This window comes from Phenylobacterium ferrooxidans (assembly GCF_042714595.1).
Lineage (GTDB): Bacteria > Pseudomonadota > Alphaproteobacteria > Caulobacterales > Caulobacteraceae > Phenylobacterium > Phenylobacterium ferrooxidans.
In genome coordinates this window covers 156,255-172,692 of the sequence record NZ_JAOTJD010000002.1, presented here as the reverse complement: position 1 = coordinate 172,692, position 16,438 = coordinate 156,255, and the positions used below count along the sequence as shown (strand labels likewise).

Below are 16,438 nucleotides of genomic sequence, written 5' to 3'. Positions count from 1 at the left end.
TCGCGGGCTTCAACTGTCTCAAACATCCGTTTGGGAGGACGTCATGGCGCTGAAGACCCGTTTCACCGAGCTCGTCGGGGTCGAACACCCCATCGTCCAGGGCGGCATGCAGTGGGTCGGCCGCGCCGAGCTGGTGGCCGCCGTCGCCAACGCCGGCGGGCTGGGCTTCATCACCGCCCTGACCCAGCCTACGCCGGACAAGCTGCGCGAGGAGATCGAGCGCTGCCGGTCTCTGACCAAGAAGCCGTTCGGCGTGAACCTGACCATCCTGCCGGCCATCAACCCGCCGCCCTACGCCGAGTACCGCCAGGCGATCATCGACAGCGGCGTTAAGATCGTCGAGACCGCCGGCAACAAGCCGCAGGAACACGTCGACGAGTTCAAGAAGCACGGCATCATCGTCGTCCATAAGTGCACCAGCGTGCGCCACGGCCTCTCGGCCGAACGCATGGGCGTGGACGCCATCTCCATCGACGGCTTCGAGTGCGCCGGTCACCCGGGCGAGGACGACGTGCCCGGCCTGATCCTGATCCCGGCCGCCGCCGACAAGATCAAGATTCCGATGATCGCCTCGGGCGGCTTTGGCGACGCGCGCGGCCTGGTGGCGGCCCTGGCCCTGGGCGCCGAGGGCGTCAACATGGGCACCCGCTTCATGGCCACCAAGGAAAGCCCCATCCACCAGGCCATCAAGGAGCAGATCGTCGCCAATGACGAGCGCTCCACCGACCTGATCTTCCGCACCATGCACAACACCAGCCGGGTGGCGAGGAACGCCGTCAGCCAGCAGGTGGTGGCGCTGGAGAAGCAAGGCGCCAAGTTCGAGGACGTCCGCGAACTGGTGGCCGGCAGCCGTGGCCGCAACGTCTACGAAGTCGGCGACAACGACGCCGGCATCTGGTCGGCGGGCCAGATCCAGGGCCTGATCCACGACATCCCTTCCTGCCAGGAACTGATCAGCCGGATGGTGCGCGAAGCCGAGGAATTGATCTCAGGGCGTCTGGCCCGCTTCGTCAGTGGCAAGCAGATGGCGGGCGCCTGACAACGCGGGGTTGCTGAGGGCGGGAGTCGTGTAAGCTTGGGATTCCCCCGAGCCCAGAGACGACACCCGCCGTGCCGCCCGACCTGACTCCCAAGGCCAAGGCCAATGTCTCGATGGTGATCGAGACGATGTACGCCATCGCCGCCGAGCCCGACAAATGGGAGCAGATCGTCCAGGCCCTGGACGTTGAGGCGAGCGATGCGCCCCCCGAGGCCGAAGGCGCCGCGCGCCTCGCCGTGCTGGCTGGCGATCGGGGGGAGGCCGCCCAGGTGGGCGTCGTGCTGATCAACGCCGCCGGCGGGGCCAGCGCCTGGAACGCGGCCGGCGAGGCCGTCTTCCACCAGCGCCTTGGGGTGATCGAGGCCCAGGGCCTGCGGTTCTTCAACCCCGCCAACCACGAGGCCCTCGACCAGGCCCGCCACCGCCTGCGCGGGACCCAGGGCCGCCAGGTCATCGTCAAGTTCAGTCAGGCCGACGACGAGGCGCCTCACTTTGCCTATGTGGTTCCCGCCAGCGGCCTGCCCGCCGCGCTCGCCGCCGGAGTGGGCGGGGCCGTGACCCTGGGGGAGGGGGCCTGCGCCGTCGTCTTCCCGGCCGTCGAGGCCACCGACCGGCTCTGGGCCAACCTGCGCGAGAGCTTCGGGCTCACCCCCGCCGAGACCCGCCTGGCGGCCCGGCTGAAGGACGGCCTGACCCTGAAGGAGGCGGCGGTGGAGCTGAATGTCAGCTTCAACACCGTCCGCAACCAGCTCCGCGCCATCTTCGAGAAGGTGGGGCTGTCGCGACAGAGCGAGCTGATCCGCACCCTGACCCAGCTCGGCTCCCTGGCCACCTCCTTCCAGGAAAGTTCGGGGCGGGGCCTGCTGGGCCCGCCCATCGCCGCCACCGAGCGGGGCGCCGTGGAGACCTCGCCGCCGATCCGGTTCCTGGCCCTCCCCGATGGCCGCCGCCTGGCCTGGCGCGCCTATGGGGATCCGAAGGGCAAGGCCGTGCTGGTGGTCCACCAGGGCCTGGGGTGCAGCATCATGCCCCGCGGCACCGACGCCCTGGCCCGCGACCTGGGACTGCGCCTGCTTTGTCCCGAGCGGCCTGGCGCGGGCCGGTCCGACATCTCGCCCGACTACAGCTATGAGGCGGTGGGGCGCGACTTCGCCGACCTCTGCCGTGACCAGGGCCTGGCCGAGGTGCAGGTGGCGGCCTTCATGTCCGGCGCGCCCTTCGCCCTGATGGCCGCGCGCGAACTGGGGCCGATCGCCAGCCGGGTGCTGCTGGCCTCGGCGCGGCCTTCAGGCCAGACGTTGGAAACCGAGCGGGACAAGGGCCACGCGGTGGTGCTGTTTCGCCGCCGCATCCTGCGCAACGCCTGGCTGGCCGACATGGTCTTCGCGATGATGCGGCTGCAGCTGACCCGCAAGCAGCTGGAAAAGTTCGTCCGGGCGGCCGCCTCCGCGCCCGGGGACGCGGCCTATCTGCGCACCCATCCCGGCGTGCTGGAATTTATCGTCGACTACATTTCGGAGTCGCTGGCCCTCACCAGCCGGGGCATCGCCGACGAGATCAAGTGCTCGGCCCGCAGCCCGACCCTGGACCTGTCGCGCCTCTCCGCCCCCATCACCGTGTGGCATGGCGAGCAGGACCCGATGAACACCGCCGCCGATGTCACGGCCTGGCTGAACGACCGCCAGGAGAGCCTCCGCATCTTCCCCGACGCCGGCCACTTCCTGCCCCACAAGCACTGGCCCGAGGTGCTGGCGTGGCTGGCCGCCTGACATGAAAAACCCGCCGGCGTGGGGCGCCGGCGGGTTCCAATTTAGGTCTCGCGGGGGAGGCCCGCGGCTCTCAGACCTAGTAGCGGAAGGTCGCGCCCACGAAGAAGTAGCGACCACGGTTGTCGAAGGTCGACGAGCCGACGCCCGTGCCAGTGAAGGTTTCCGGCAGATAGGGCGGCGCTTCGTTGGTGATGTTCTGCACGCCGGCGCGAAGGTCGATCTTGTCGTTGAACGCGTAACGGGCCCGCAGATCATGGCTGTAGTAATCGCCGGTGTAGTAGGGCGAAAGACCGGCCGGAGTGAACGAGGTCGTCGAGGCCATGGACCCGATATAGTGGGTGCTCCAGGTGATCCCGATGTCCTCGTAGGTCCACTGCACCGTCCCCTGCGCCTTCCATTCGGGCGTGGCGTTGGTGATGGTGTTGGCGAGCTGGGTGAAGGCTTGGCCCGGCAGGCCTTGCAGGGCCCAGCGGTACATCCAGGTGGCGTCGACACGGAAGGAGAAGCTCCCGTAGTCCTTGTCCAAGACGTCGGCGGTGCGGAACGCGTACTGAACCGAGGCGTCGTAGCCTTCGACCTTCACCTTGGCCACGTTCTCATTGACCGAGGTGACCTCGATCACGCCGCCGGGGACGCCGCCGCCGCCAGTGCCGGTCGGGTCACGACGGATCTGGGCGCAGAAGTTGTTTCCGGCGTAAGGGGTGGTCGAGTCGTAGCAGAGCGCGCCCAGCAGGGTGGCGAGCGGAACCGACCCGACCTGGTCGGCGATGTTGTACTTGAAGAAGTCCAGCGAGACGGAGAGGTTGGGGATGAAGCGCGGCTCGATGACCACCCCGACTTGGTAGGTGTTCGCGGTTTCCGGGCCGAGGTTCGGGTTGCCGCCCTGCAGCAGCGGCAGCGAGGAACGGCCCGTGCCGAAGTTGGAGACGAAGGTCGCCGGATTGTAGCCCGAGATCGCCGCGGCGCAGGTGACGTTCCGCGCCGCCTTCTGGGCGGCCGTGGCCACCGCATAGGCGTCCTTGTCGCAGGGGTCGATGGCCGTTGCGGTGAAGTTGCGGCTCTGGGGCGAGAAGAGTTCGACGATGTTGGGCGCCCGGACGGCCGTGCCCTGCGAGGCGCGGAACCGGACATCCTTCACCGGCGCCCACTCGGCGGCGATCCGGTACTGGTCGGTCTTGCCGATGGTCGAGTAGTCGGCGGCGCGGCCGGCCACTTCGATGCTCAGATCCCGCGCCAGGAACACATCCTTCAGGATCGGAACGCGAAGTTCAGCATAGCCTTCCCGGGTGTCGTACTCGCCGGCGCGGGTGCCGATCGGGTTGATGAACAGCGCGCCGCTGGCGCCCAGGGCATCCTGGACGAACAGGCTCTCTTCCTTGCGGTACTCGCCGCCCATGGCGAAGCCTACGGGACCGGCCGGAAGTTCGAACAGGTTGGTGGTGATGTTGGCCGCCACCACGGTCTGCTTGACTTCCTGGTCGGTGACCGACTGGGCGGCGGCGTAGCTGATCGCCTCCTGAGAGGCGCCGTTGACCAGATCCCACGGCACGCAGCCGGCGGCGCGGAGAGTCACGTCGCGGCAGACGATCGCGCCGCCCACCAGGATCGCGTCGGTCGCGCCCTGGACCCGGGCGAGGTTGGGTTGGGCGTAGGACGTCGTCTTGCCGGTGGTCTTGCCGTACTGGGCGTACCAGTCCCAGTTGAAGTCGCGATCGAAGGCGGCGAACTTGCCCTCCATGCCCCCCACCAGACGCAGGGTGGTGCGCTCAGACTTCACGTCGCGACCGCCGAACTCGCGCCAGAACTTGCCGACCTGGGCGGTAGAGCCTTGGGTGAAGGTCTTGCCCGCGGCGAGCCATTCGGCGCGCAGGGCTGCGGCGGTGGCGCCGGCGCCGTTCAGATAGGCGTTATCGCCCTTGAGCGTCACCGGCATGGTGCCACCGCCCACGGTGCTTGAGAAGGCCGGCTGCGACAGGGAGTAGCCGTCGACGGCGGCGTAGCTGAGGTCGGCGAAGGCCTTGATGTTGTCGGTGAGCTGGTAGTCGGCATAGGACCGGATGATCCCGCGCGAGGTCTTGGCCTGCAGCGAGTTGTAGATCTGCGAATAGAACAGGGCGTCGTCCTGGCAGGTCGGCTGGACCGTGGCGGTCGAGCAGGCCGCTGAAGAGCGGGTCACCTGGGACGGATTGCGGACGTCGAGGGTCACCGAGCGCGCCGTGCCCAGGGCGCCGCCGATGAGCTGGAAGCTGGCGTAGGGCGAGGTGATGGACTTGCTCACCGGGATGATCGTCTGGGGGTTGGCCAGGGTGTTTCGACGGATGCCCGGATAGGCCCAGTCGCGGTCGACCTGCATGACCGGTTCCTGACGCGAGATTTCCCCACCGATCAGGATGTTCAGGCGATCGTCCATGAACTTGCCGCCATAAAGGCCGGCGAGGCGGAACTCTTGGCCGTCGCCTTCCTGGGAGGTCCCGCCCTGGGCGTCGAATTCGATGCCTTCAAAGGACTTCTTCATCAGGATGTTGACGACCCCGGAGATGGCTTCCGAGCCGTAGACCGCCGAGGCGCCGCCGGCGACGGTTTCGATCCGGTCGACCATCAGCGAGGGGATCAGGTTGAGGTCGACGGCGGGCGAGGAGGCGTCAGAGAAGACGATGCGGCGGCCGTCCATCAGCACCAGGGTGCGGCTGGGGCCCAGGCCGCGAATGTCGGCGCGCGCCTGGCCGGCCAGGAACAGGGTGCCCCCGGAGTTCTGAGCATTGGTGGCGGCGTTGATGGTCGGAATGTCGAGCAGCGTTTCGGCCAGGGACACGTTGCCGGACTGGCGGATCTGTTCGCCGGTGATCACCGACAGCGGCACGGGCGCATTGAAGGTGTCACGACGGATGCGCGACCCGGTGACGACGATCTCTTCGACGTCGACCACCTGATTGCCCGACTGGGCGAAGGCGAATTGTGGCGCGGCGAAACTGGCCGCGGCGACGGAGCCAAGCAGGGTGGCTCGAAAAGCTGACTTCAAAGGACGAATCATATGGCCCCCCGGCCTGGTTACGATGTTGTTTTGCCAAGCGACGACGCCGTATCCACCATCGCGAAAGCGATGCTGGAGGCGAGCACGTCTTGTTTGGCGGTGGGTCACGCTCTCGCGTCACAGTGAGGCGATCAAAGGCAAAGTTACGAGTGTGTTACGCAATTTTTGCGGATTGTGGCGAAAATGCGTCAACTTCGATCAATGCATGGCGAAGACAACGAATGCCTCAGGCGACTTGCCTCAATACCTCGCCCAGTTCATCCACCACCTCGGGCGTGGTGGCCCACGAGCACATGAAGCGCACCGAGCCGTCGATGAACCGGTAGACGAACCAGCCGGCGGCGTGCAGCCGCTGCAGGGTCGGCTCGTCCATCTCCACGAAGACCGCATTGGCCTCCACGGGGTGGGCGATGGGGAAGGGCATGAGGGCGGCCAGACGCTTGGCCATCGCGTTGGCGTGGGCGGCGTGGCGGACAAAGGCGCCGTCCTCCAGCATGCCGATGAAGGGCGCGGCGTAGAAACGGCCCTTGGACGGCAGTTGCCCCGACTGCTTCAGCCGCGCGTCGAAGCGGCGGGCCAGGACAGGATCGAAGATCACCACCGCCTCGGACGGCGTCATGCCCGATTTGGTCCCCCCCACCACCAGGATGTCGACCCCCAGGGTCCTGATGGCCTTGAGGTCAAAGCCCGCCGCCGCCGCATTGGCCAGCCGCGCCCCGTCGAGGTGGACGCGGTAGCCCTTGGCCTTCACCGGATCGATCAGGGCCTTCAGCTCGGCGACGGAATAGACCGTGCCGTACTCCGTGGCGTTGGTGACCGAGAGCGCCGCCGGCGCCTGCCAGTGCGGCTGGTCGGGCGCGGCCAGCGGCGCGACCAGGCTCCTCGGATCAATGCGTCCCGAGGCCCCGTGTAGGGTGATCATTCCCAGGCCATGGCCGAAGAAGCCCGGCGCTCCTGTCTCGTCGGTGGCGATGTGGGAATGCTGGTGACACAGCACGCCCTCGAAGGGCTGGCAGAGGGTGGCCAGGGATATGGCGTTGGCCGCCGTGCCGGAGGCCACGAACCGCACGCTGGCGTCGGCGTCCAGCAAGGCGCGGACCGCGTCGGCGCCGGCCTTGGTGATGTGGTCAGAGCCGTAGCCGGAGGTGACGCCGGCATTGGCGGCCACCAGGGCGTTCATCGCCTCGGGCGTGGCGGGGGCGGTGTTGTCGGATGCGAAGTCGTATCGGGCCATCCGCCGAATAGAACCGATCGCCAGCCGTTGAAAAGAGCTAGACGCCCTTTCCCCAGTCCCGCACGTCGGCGACGAACAGGTCGGGCTCCTCCATGGCCGCGAAGTGCCCGCCGCGGGGCATCTCGGTCCAGCGCGTGATGTTGTAGGCGCGGTCGGCCCAGGTGCGGGGCGGGGCGGTATAGAGCGGCTCGCCGGGGAAGTTGGCGAAGGCGGTCGGGGTTTCGCAGCGCTCGCCTTCCTTGAAGGCGATCCCGCCTTCCTCCAGCAGGCCACGATAGTACCAGGCGCCCGTCGCGAAGCTGCCGGTCATCACATAGATCATGATGTTGGTCAGCAGGCGGTCCTTGGGGTGGACTGCGTCCAGGGGCTTCGCCCGCAGGTCGGACCAGTCATGGAAGCGCTCGGCGATCCAGGCGGCCTGGCCCACCGGATTGCCCGCCCCCATCCAGGCCAGGGACTGGGGCTTGGAGGCCTGCAGGCGGAAATAGGCGCCCATGACGTCCATCATGGCGCCCTGGCGGGTGAGCCAGGCGATCTCGTCGGGGGTCTGTGGACCGCCGAAGGGGCGAAAGGCCATCATGTTGAGGTGGATGGCGCGCACGGTCTCGCCGTGGTCGTGACCCAGCCACGAGGTCACCATGGCGCCCCAGTCGCCGCCCTGGGCGATGTAGCTCGGATAGCCCAGCACCTGCGTCATCAGGGTGTTGAACAGCCGCGCGGTGGTCCTCTGGCCGATCGGTTTCCTGGGCTTGGACGAGAAGCCGAAGCCCGGCAGGGACGGGATCACGAGGTCGAAGGCGTCCTTCGGATCGCCGCCGAAGCGGGACGGGAAGGCCAGCTTCTCGATCGCCCCCCAGAACTCGTAGTGCGAGCCCGGCCAGCCGTGGGTGATCAGCAGGGGCCGCTTGCCGCCGGCCTCGCCGATCACGTGCAGGAAGTGCAGGTCATAGTCCTCGACCCGGGCCGTGAACTGCGGAAAGCGGTTGAGCTCGGCCATGGCCGAGCGCCAGTCGTAGCGCTCGGTCCAGTGTTCACAGAGGCCCTTCAGATAGGTGGCGTCGCAGCCATAGGCCCAGCCGTCGGCGACCTCGGGGATCGGCGGCCAGGGATAGGCTCGCACCTGATCCAGCACGACCTGGACGTCGGCCTCGGGCCAGGTGACTTCGAAGGGTTGGATATTGGCCACGCGTGTTTCCCCAGACTGTTGCGGGGAACCTCGGCCAGTGACGCAGGGGCGGTCAAGTCTTACGGGCGCAGCCCTCGCGCGAGGGCGCCGTTCAGGTGACGGTGTAGCTCCCGCGCGGCGCCCGGGGGGATCTTGCCCGCCAGCTCCAGCCCCACCGCGCCGTGAGCCGCGGCCCAGAACATCTTTCCGATCTCCTCTGGATCGCCCTGCAGCACGCCCTCGGCCACCAGGGTCTTTACGTACTGGGTCTGGGTCTCGTGGGCGCGGTGGCCGGCCGCCACCAGGTCGGGATAGTTCTCGGCGTGGGGCTGATCCAGGTCGAACATCAGCTTGTAGGTCTGGGGATGTTCGAAGGCGAAGTTCAGATAGGCCTCGCCCACGGCCGCCCCCTTGGCTCGCGCGCCTTGCGTATTTGCGTAGGCGTCTTCCAGGGCCTGGGCGAAACGGTTGAAGCCGTTGGTGCGCACCGCCGCCAGGATGTCCTCCTTGTCGGCGAAGTAGCGGTAGGGGGTCATGGGGCTGACCCCCAGCTCAGAGGCCAGCTGGCGCATGGTCACCGCGTCGGGGCCGCGCTCGGCGAACAGCTTCTCGGCCGCCTCGCACAGGCGCTCACGGAAGTCGGCGACATCGCTTTCGGACAGGACGCGGGGCATACCGGAGACTCTAGCAAACAAATTGCTTGCAAGGCGTTACCTCTTACGCAATAAATTTACAACGTAAGAAACAAAATGGGGGAGACGATGGCCGGTTGGGACCTGTTGGTGGACCGCAAGGACCTGCGCAAGGCGCAGATCGTCTCCGCCGAGGCGCCGGCCCTGGCCGACGGCGAGGTCCGCCTCGAGGTCGAGCGTTTTTCGCTCACCGCCAACAACATCACCTACGGGATCATCGGCGACGCCTTCGGCTACTGGAAGTTCTTCCCGGCGCCCGACGGCCTGGGCCGCATTCCGGTCTGGGGCTTCGCCACGGTGACGGAATCCAGGGCCGCCGACGTGCCCGTCGGTCTGCGCCTGTTCGGCTATCTGCCGATGTCCACCAGCTTCGTCATGCAACTGGTCAAGGCCCGCAGCGGGTTCGTCGACCGCGCGCCGCACCGGGCCGAGCTGCCGCCCACCTACAACGCCTACAACGAAGCGCCGGCCGATCCCCTGGACGACCACCGCGCCCTGCTGCGGCCCCTGCTGATGACCAGCTTCCTGCTGGACGATTTCCTGGGGGAGGACGAAGGCCTGACCTCGCTGGTGCTCTCCAGCGCGTCCAGCAAGACCGCCCTCGGCCTGGCCTGGTTCGCCAAGGCTCGCGGCCGTGAGGTGATCGGACTGACTTCGCCCGCCAACGCCAAGCTGATCGAGGGCCTGGGCCTCTACGACAAGGTCCTGACCTATGACGAGGTCGCCGCGCTGAAGACCCGAGGCCCCACCGCCTTTGTCGACTTCGCGGGCGATCGCAGCGGGACCGCCAAGGTTCACGCCGCCCTCGGCGCCGGCCTAAACCGCAGCATCATCGTCGGCGCCACCCATTGGGAAGCCGGCGGCGGGCAGGTGGAGATCGCAGGCCCGACGCCGACCCTGTTCTTCGCGCCGGATCAGATCCGCAAGCGCATGGCCGACTGGGGCCCCGGCGAGGTCGAGACCCGCTTCGACGCGGCCCTGCGCGCCTTCGTCGCCGACAGCTCCTGGCTGAATCTGGTGCAGCACCAGGGCCAGCAGGGCCTGACCGAGGCCTATCACCTGGTCCTGGAAGGTCGCGTGCGGCCCCAGGACGGACACATCATCACGCCGGCCTAACCGGTCAATTAGAGGGAGACACGCCATGGACGGCGAGGTTCGCATCAATCCCTATCTCGGCGGCAACTTCGCCCCCGTGCGGTCCGAGGACGACTTCGATCTGCAGGTCACCGGTGAGATCCCGGCCGGCCTGCGCGGCACGCTTTACCGCACCGGACCCAACCCGCAGTTCGAACCGCGAGACCCCAACTATCACTGGTTCACCGGGGACGGCATGCTCCACGCCTTCCGGGTGGAGGACGGCAAGGTCAGCTACCGCAACCGCTATGTCCGCACGCCGAAGTGGGAGCTGGAGCACGAGCACGGCCGCTCGCTGTTCGGCGGCTTCAACCCGATGCTCACCGACCCTGTCGCCGCCGGCAAGGACAGTGGCGTGGCCAACACCAACATCCTCTGGCACGCTGGTCACCTGCTGGCCCTGGAAGAGGGCCACATGCCCTTCGAGGTCGCCCCCGGGACCATGGCCCCCAAGGGCTATGCGGAGCAGTACAAGGGTCGGGTGACGGCCCACCCGAAGATCGATCCCAAGACCGGCGAGATGGTCTGGTTCGGCTATGGGGTCGGCGAGGCGCCGCTGTCGGCCGGGATGAGCTACGGGGTCACCGACGCCAGTGGCGTGGTCAGCCGGCGCTCGGATTTCCAGGCGCCCTATTCGGCGATGATCCACGACTTCCTGGTCACCGAAAACTACGTGCTGTTCCCGGTTCTGCCGCTCACCGGCAGTCTCGAGCGGGCCATGAAGGGCCTGCCGGCCTATGCCTGGGAACCGGAGAAGGCCGGATATGTCGGGGTCATGCGCCGCGACGCCGATGTCTCCACCATCCGCTGGTTCAACGTGCCCGCCTGCTACGTCTTCCATCCGATGAACGCCCATGAGGCGGACGGCAAGATCATCGCCGAGGTGGCCCGCTACGACGCCGCCCCGCTGTTCCCCATGGCCGATGGATCGCCCGGCCTGCGCACCGCCGCGCGCCTGACCCGCTGGACTTTCGACCTGGCCGGAAACAGCGACGCCATCAAGGAAGAGGCCATCGACGACCTCGACTGCGAGTTCCCGCGCTTCGACGAGCGGCTGGCGGGCGGCGCCTATCGCCACGGCTTCTATGCCGGCGACACCACCAATTCGAAGTCGGTGAAGCTGAACGCCATCGCCCACCTGGACCTCGCCACCGGCAAGCGCCAGGTCCACGCCTTCACCGGCGGCGATCTGACGTCGGAGCCGGTCTTCACGCCGCGTTCGCCCGACGCAGCCGAGGGCGATGGCTGGCTGACCGCGGTGGTCTATCGCGCCGCAGAGGACCGCAGCGACTTCGTGGTGTTCGACGCCCTCGACGTCGCCAAGGGCCCCATCGGCATGGCCCACATGCCGCGCCGCGTGCCCTTCGGCTTCCATGGCAACTGGGTGGCCGACTAGACAAACCCCGTCATCCCGGACGCCGATAGGAGCTTGCTCCGGCGAGCACGGGCTCCCACCATCGCGCCATGACCTTCCTGGTGCGACCCGAGCCGCTTCCCCATCCCCGCCTGCGCGCTGTCCTGCGCTGGGCGCTGGCGGTCATCTACATCGCCTTTGGGGTCGTACACCTGCGTAGCGCGCCGGGCTTCCTGGCCATCATGCCGGCCTGGGTTCCTTATCCGCTGGAGGTGGTGCTGATCACCGGGGTCTGCGAAATCCTCGGCGGCCTGGGCCTGCTGATCCCGCGCCTGCGGTGGATCTCCGGCGTTATGCTGGCGCTCTACGCGATCTGCGTCTATCCGGCCAACCTGCATCACGCCTTCGGCCAGGTGGACGTGGGCAGCCTGCCGTCGAGCTGGTGGTATCACGGGCCGCGCCTGGCCTTTCAGCCGGTGTTCGTCTGGTGGGCCCTGTTCGCCGGCGGCGTGATCGACTGGCCACTTCGGAGGACACCCGCATGAAAGCCATCTGGTACGACCGCACGGGTCCCGCCCGCGAGGTGCTGGAACATGGCGACCGCCCGACCCCGGACCCCGGACACGGCCAAGCCCTGATCCGGGTGAAGGCGTCTGGGGTGAACCCCTCCGACGCCGGCATGCGCGCGGGCCCGGCCGCCATGGCCTATCCCCGCATCACCCCCAACAGCGACGGCGCGGGCGTGGTCGAGGCGGTGGGGCCGGGCGTGGCGGCGACCTGGGTTGGCAAGCGGGTCTGGTTCTACAACGGCCAGCGCAACGGCCGCGCTTTCGGGTCCGCCGCCGAGTACATCGAACTCGACACTGACCTCTTGATGGAGCTGCCCGACAGCGTGTCGTTCGCGGAAGGCGCGACCCTGGGCATTCCCTGCATGACCGCCCACCGCAGCCTGTTCGTCGCGGGCCCCGTCCAGGGCCGCACGGTGCTGGTGACCGGCGGAGCGGGCGCGGTGGGCCATTACGCCGTGCAGTTGGCCAAGTGGGCCGGCGCCACGGTGATCGCCACGGTCAGTTCGGAAGAGAAGGCCGACCGCGCGCGGGCCGGCGGCGCCGACCATGTCATCGACTACCGCCAGGAAAAGGTCGCCAGACGGGTCCGCGAACTGACCGGCGGGGAGGGCGTCCACCACGTCGTCGATGTCGACTTCGGCGGCAATATCGCCACCACGCTGCAGGTGGTTCGAGTCAACGGATCGGTGGCCTTCTACGCCACCAAGGGGGCCCGTGAGCCGGTGGTCCCGGCCGGCGCCCTGATGGGGCTGAACCTCGGCGTCCATGGGGTCTATCTGCCGATCTCTCCGCCCGAGGCCCGCAAGCGCGCCCAGCAGGACATCACCCGCTGGATCGGGACCGGCGAGCGCATTCTCTCGGTCGCCGGCCGTTTTCCGCTGGAGGATTGCGCCGGCGCCCATGAGCTTGTGGAGGCGGGCTCCAAGGTGGGTACGGTGGTCGTCGAGCCGTGACCCCAGCCGAGACCGCCATCCGGGCTCGGCGCAAGCTGACCAACAAGCTGATCGCCGCCCACGAGGCCGCCCGCCTGCGGCCCTTTCTCGCCTCGGACATCAACCTGATCGCCGGCGACGGCAGCCTGATGGTGGGCGTTGAGTCGGTGCTGGCCGCCTTCGACAGCCAGTTCCGCGATCCCAGCTTCGTCACCTATCTGCGCACCACCGAGGCCGTTCGCCCTGACCAGGACGAGGCCCGCGCGGCGGAGACGGGGACCTGGGTCGCCACTTGGCGCGGCTCGCCGACCCTGACCGGGACCTATCTGGCGGTCTGGAGGAAGGTCACGGGCCAGTGGGTGATCGAGTCCGAGCTCTACGTGACCCTCACCGAAACGCCCGCCTGACCCCATGCAGTCCTGCAGAGCGGGTCTGCGAAACTGACCCCTCCCGCAATGGCCAAGCTCACCCCATATACGGGCTGTCGCCGCTCCCCCGGCGACGCCTACCGCACTTGGAGACGACCCGTGAAGATCCTGTGGCCGCTGCTCACGCTGGGCGTGACGATCAGCATGGCGATGACGACCTGGTCAGGTCACGCCTTCGGCTAGCCCCTGACCTTCCCACGACGAGCGAGGCGCGGCTGTTGTGCGCCTCGCGGTGGAAGCCGGCGATCTTCTTGTATTCTCCGGGCCCGCTCGCAGACCGGTCAGACGCCTCGGACCCCGAGCAGGTCGTCGCTCCCCTAGACCAGGGTCCCGTGGCAGTGCTTGAACTTCTTGCCTGAGCCGCAAGGGCAGGCCGAGTTGCGGCCGGTCTGCTGCCAGCCGTCCGGCAGGGCGGCGACGGGCAAGGCCTCGCGCTGCGCCACCGACAGGCCTTCGGGCAGGGCGCCCATCTCGGCCGCGTTCTCGCCGGTCAGGGGATCCATGTGGACCTCGGTGTAGTTGCTCAGCGGCGCGGGCTCCTCCGGCTCGGCGTAGCTGAACTCCACCGTCATCAGCCAGCGCGTCACGTTCTGGCGCAGGTCCACCAGCAGCTTCTCGAACAGGGAGAAGGCCTCGGTCTTGTACTCGTTCAGCGGGTCGCGCTGGGCGTAGCCGCGCAGGCCGATGACGTTGCGCAGGTGGTCCAGGTGCATCAGGTGCTCGCGCCACTGCAGATCGACCATCTGCAGCAGGAAGCTCTTCTCGATATTGCGCATCTGGTCGGGGCCGACGGCGGCCTCCCGCTCGACGGCGCGCGCGTCGGCCGCCTGCTGGAGGCGCTCCTGGATTTCTTCGTTGGCGATGCCGTCCTCGGCCGCCCACTGGGCGATCGGCAGGTCCATGCCCAGCATGCTCACGACATGCTCGTGGAGGCCCACGACATCCCACTGCTCAGCATAGGCCTTGGGCGGCAGATGGCGGGTCACCAAGTCCTCAATGGTGTCCTGGCGCATCTCCGAGATCACTTCGGAGAGATCGACGGCGTCCATGAACTCGGCGCGCTGCTCGAACACCGCCTTGCGCTGGTCGTTCACGACGTCGTCGTACTTCAGCAGGTTCTTGCGGATCTCGTAGTTGCGCTGCTCGACGCGCTTCTGGGCCGTGGCGATGGCGCCGTTCAGCCACTTGTGGGTGATCGCCTCGCCTTCCTGGACGCCGAAGGTGCGCATGATCCCGTCGAGGCGCTCGCCGGCGAAGATGCGCAGCAGGTCGTCCTCGCAGGACAGGAAGAATTTCGAATGGCCGGGGTCGCCCTGACGGCCGGTGCGGCCGCGCAGCTGGTTGTCGATCCGGCGGCTCTCGTGGCGTTCGGTGCCCAGCACGAACAGGCCGCCGGCGGCCAGGGCCTGGACCTTCAGGTCGGCGATCTCGGTCTCGATCTCAGCCTTGCGCTTGATGGCCATCTCGGGCGTGACCTCGATGCCCAGGCCGAGCTGCTCGTCACGCCACTTCAGCACCCGCATGTCGACGTTGCCGCCCAGCTGGATGTCGGTGCCGCGACCGGCCATGTTGGTGGCGATGGTCACCGCGCCGGGGATGCCGGCGTCGGCCACGATCAGGGCTTCCTGCTCGTGATAGCGGGCGTTCAGCACGTTGTGCGGCACGCCCTTGACGGTCTTGCCGCTGGCGTCGGTGAAGGTGTGCTCCTTCAGCAGCTCCGACAGGGTCTCCGACTTCTCGATGGAGACGGTGCCCACGAGGATCGGCTGGCCCCGCAGGTGGCATTCCTCGATCTGTTTGAGGATGGCCAGATTCTTCTCGGCCTCGGTGCGATAGACCTCGTCGTCGTCGTCGATCCGCGCCACCGGGCGGTTGGTGGGGATCTCCATGACGTCCATCTTGTAGATGTCGCCGAACTCCTGGGCCTCGGTGGTCGCCGTGCCGGTCATGCCCGACAGCTTCCCGTAGAGGCGGAAGTAGTTCTGGATGGTGACCGAGGCCAGGGTCTGGTTCTCGGGCTGGACGTGAGCGCCTTCCTTGGCCTCGATGGCCTGGTGCAGGCCCTCCGACAGGCGGCGGCCCTGCATCATGCGGCCAGTGAACTCGTCGATCAGGATCACTTCGCCGGAGCGGACGATGTAGTCCTTCTCGCGGGTGTAGAGCACGTTGGCGCGCAGGGCCTGGTTCACGTGGTGGACGATCGAGACGTTGGCCGCGTCATAGAGGCCCGCCGAGTCCTCGGCCAGGTGACCGCCGGACATCAGGATGTCCTCGATCTTCTCGGCGCCGTCCTCGGTGAGGATGACCTGCTTCTGCTTTTCGTCGTGGTCGAAGGTGGTGGGGTCCTTGATCAGCTCCTTCACCAGCAGGTCGATGGTCTTGTAGAGCTCGCTGCGGTCCTCGGTGGGACCCGAGATGATCAGAGGCGTGCGCGCCTCGTCGATCAGGATGGAGTCGACCTCGTCGACGATCACGAAGTGGTGGCCGCGCTGCACCATCTCGCTGGCGTCATAGACCAGGTTGTCGCGCAGGTAGTCGAAGCCGAACTCGTTGTTGGTGCCGTAGGTGATGTCGGCGTTGTAGGCCGCCTGGCGCTGGCCCTGGGACAGGCCGTGCACGATGTTGCCGCTGGTCAGGCCCAGGAAGCTGTAGACCTGACCCATCCAGTCGCCGTGCAGCTGGGCGAGGTAGTCGTTGACGGTGATGACGTGGACGCCCTTGCCCAGCAGGGCGTTCAGATAGACCGGGGCGGTGGCCACCAGGGTCTTGCCCTCACCGGTCCGCATCTCGGCGATGCCGCCCTGGTGCAGGACCATGCCCCCCACCAGCTGCACGTCGAAATGGCGTTGACCCAGCACCCGCCGGGCGGCTTCGCGCACCACGGCGAAGGCTTCCTCCAGCAGCTGGTCCAGGGTCTGGCCCTTGGCCAGGCGCTCCTTGAACTCCGCGGTCTTGGCGCGCAGCGCCTCGTCCGACAGGGCCTGCATCTTGGGTTCGAGCGCGTTGATCTTCGCGACGCGGGCCGTCATGGCCTTGACCTTGCGGTCGTTGGAAGAGCCGAAGAACCGTTGGAAGAGCATGCGAGGGGAAC

At 67.7% G+C, this 16,438-nt stretch carries 12 protein-coding genes; 7 read left to right on the top strand and 5 right to left on the bottom strand.

Annotation, left to right across the window (positions count from 1 at the left end; all coding sequences use genetic code 11):
* The first annotated feature begins 13 nt into the window (after window positions 1–13).
* Together OCL97_RS02260 and OCL97_RS02255 are read left to right on the top strand one after the other, a co-directional pair.
* Complete coding sequence (locus OCL97_RS02260; protein WP_304774700.1) at window positions 14–1,039, top strand: NAD(P)H-dependent flavin oxidoreductase; 1,026 nt, start codon at window positions 14–16, stop codon at window positions 1,037–1,039.
* Window positions 1,040–1,110: 71 nt separating this feature from the next.
* Complete coding sequence (locus OCL97_RS02255) at window positions 1,111–2,808, top strand: alpha/beta fold hydrolase (RefSeq protein WP_377367212.1); 1,698 nt, start codon at window positions 1,111–1,113, stop codon at window positions 2,806–2,808.
* A gap of 76 nt (window positions 2,809–2,884) precedes the next feature.
* Here OCL97_RS02255 and OCL97_RS02250 read toward each other — a convergent pair whose 3' ends face one another.
* The 4 genes from OCL97_RS02250 to OCL97_RS02235 form a co-directional block, all read right to left on the bottom strand.
* Complete coding sequence (locus OCL97_RS02250) at window positions 2,885–5,839, bottom strand: TonB-dependent receptor plug domain-containing protein (protein ID WP_377367210.1); 2,955 nt, start codon at window positions 5,837–5,839, stop codon at window positions 2,885–2,887.
* Between the two features lie 226 nt (window positions 5,840–6,065).
* Entirely contained in the window at window positions 6,066–7,073 is a 1,008-nt protein-coding gene (locus OCL97_RS02245) for a threonine aldolase family protein (protein WP_377367208.1), read from the bottom strand.
* Window positions 7,074–7,110: 37 nt separating this feature from the next.
* Window positions 7,111–8,259, bottom strand: a complete 1,149-nt coding sequence (locus OCL97_RS02240; RefSeq protein ID WP_377367206.1) for an epoxide hydrolase family protein — start codon at window positions 8,257–8,259, stop codon at window positions 7,111–7,113.
* 59 nt (window positions 8,260–8,318) lie between these two features.
* Window positions 8,319–8,912: a TetR/AcrR family transcriptional regulator gene (locus tag OCL97_RS02235; protein ID WP_305338720.1), complete on the bottom strand. Its 594-nt coding sequence runs from the start codon at window positions 8,910–8,912 to the stop codon at window positions 8,319–8,321.
* 87 nt (window positions 8,913–8,999) lie between these two features.
* Here OCL97_RS02235 and OCL97_RS02230 point away from each other — a divergent pair, with 87 nt between their 5' ends.
* The 5 genes from OCL97_RS02230 to OCL97_RS02210 all read left to right on the top strand — a co-directional run bounded on the left by OCL97_RS02230 (window position 9,000) and on the right by OCL97_RS02210 (window position 13,326).
* A complete protein-coding gene (locus tag OCL97_RS02230; protein ID WP_377367204.1) occupies window positions 9,000–10,046 on the top strand; it encodes a DUF2855 family protein in 1,047 nt (348 codons plus the stop codon).
* 25 nt (window positions 10,047–10,071) lie between these two features.
* Window positions 10,072–11,460 carry a carotenoid oxygenase family protein gene (locus tag OCL97_RS02225; RefSeq protein ID WP_377367202.1) on the top strand — a complete coding sequence of 463 codons (1,389 nt, stop codon included), beginning with the start codon at window positions 10,072–10,074 and terminating at the stop codon, window positions 11,458–11,460.
* A 68-nt stretch (window positions 11,461–11,528) separates the two neighbouring features.
* Complete coding sequence (locus OCL97_RS02220) at window positions 11,529–11,963, top strand: DoxX family protein (protein WP_377367200.1); 435 nt, start codon at window positions 11,529–11,531, stop codon at window positions 11,961–11,963.
* Window positions 11,960–12,940 carry an NADPH:quinone reductase gene (locus tag OCL97_RS02215; protein WP_377367198.1) on the top strand — a complete coding sequence of 327 codons (981 nt, stop codon included), beginning with the start codon at window positions 11,960–11,962 and terminating at the stop codon, window positions 12,938–12,940. The genes OCL97_RS02220 and OCL97_RS02215 overlap by 4 nt, the downstream gene beginning before the upstream one ends.
* Complete coding sequence (locus OCL97_RS02210) at window positions 12,937–13,326, top strand: nuclear transport factor 2 family protein (RefSeq protein WP_304774526.1); 390 nt, start codon at window positions 12,937–12,939, stop codon at window positions 13,324–13,326. The genes OCL97_RS02215 and OCL97_RS02210 overlap by 4 nt, the downstream gene beginning before the upstream one ends.
* A gap of 338 nt (window positions 13,327–13,664) precedes the next feature.
* Here the strand turns inward: OCL97_RS02210 and secA are convergent, their stop codons facing one another.
* Complete coding sequence (gene secA / locus OCL97_RS02205; RefSeq protein WP_377367196.1) at window positions 13,665–16,427, bottom strand: preprotein translocase subunit SecA; 2,763 nt, start codon at window positions 16,425–16,427, stop codon at window positions 13,665–13,667.
* Between the last annotated feature and the right edge of the window lie 11 nt (window positions 16,428–16,438).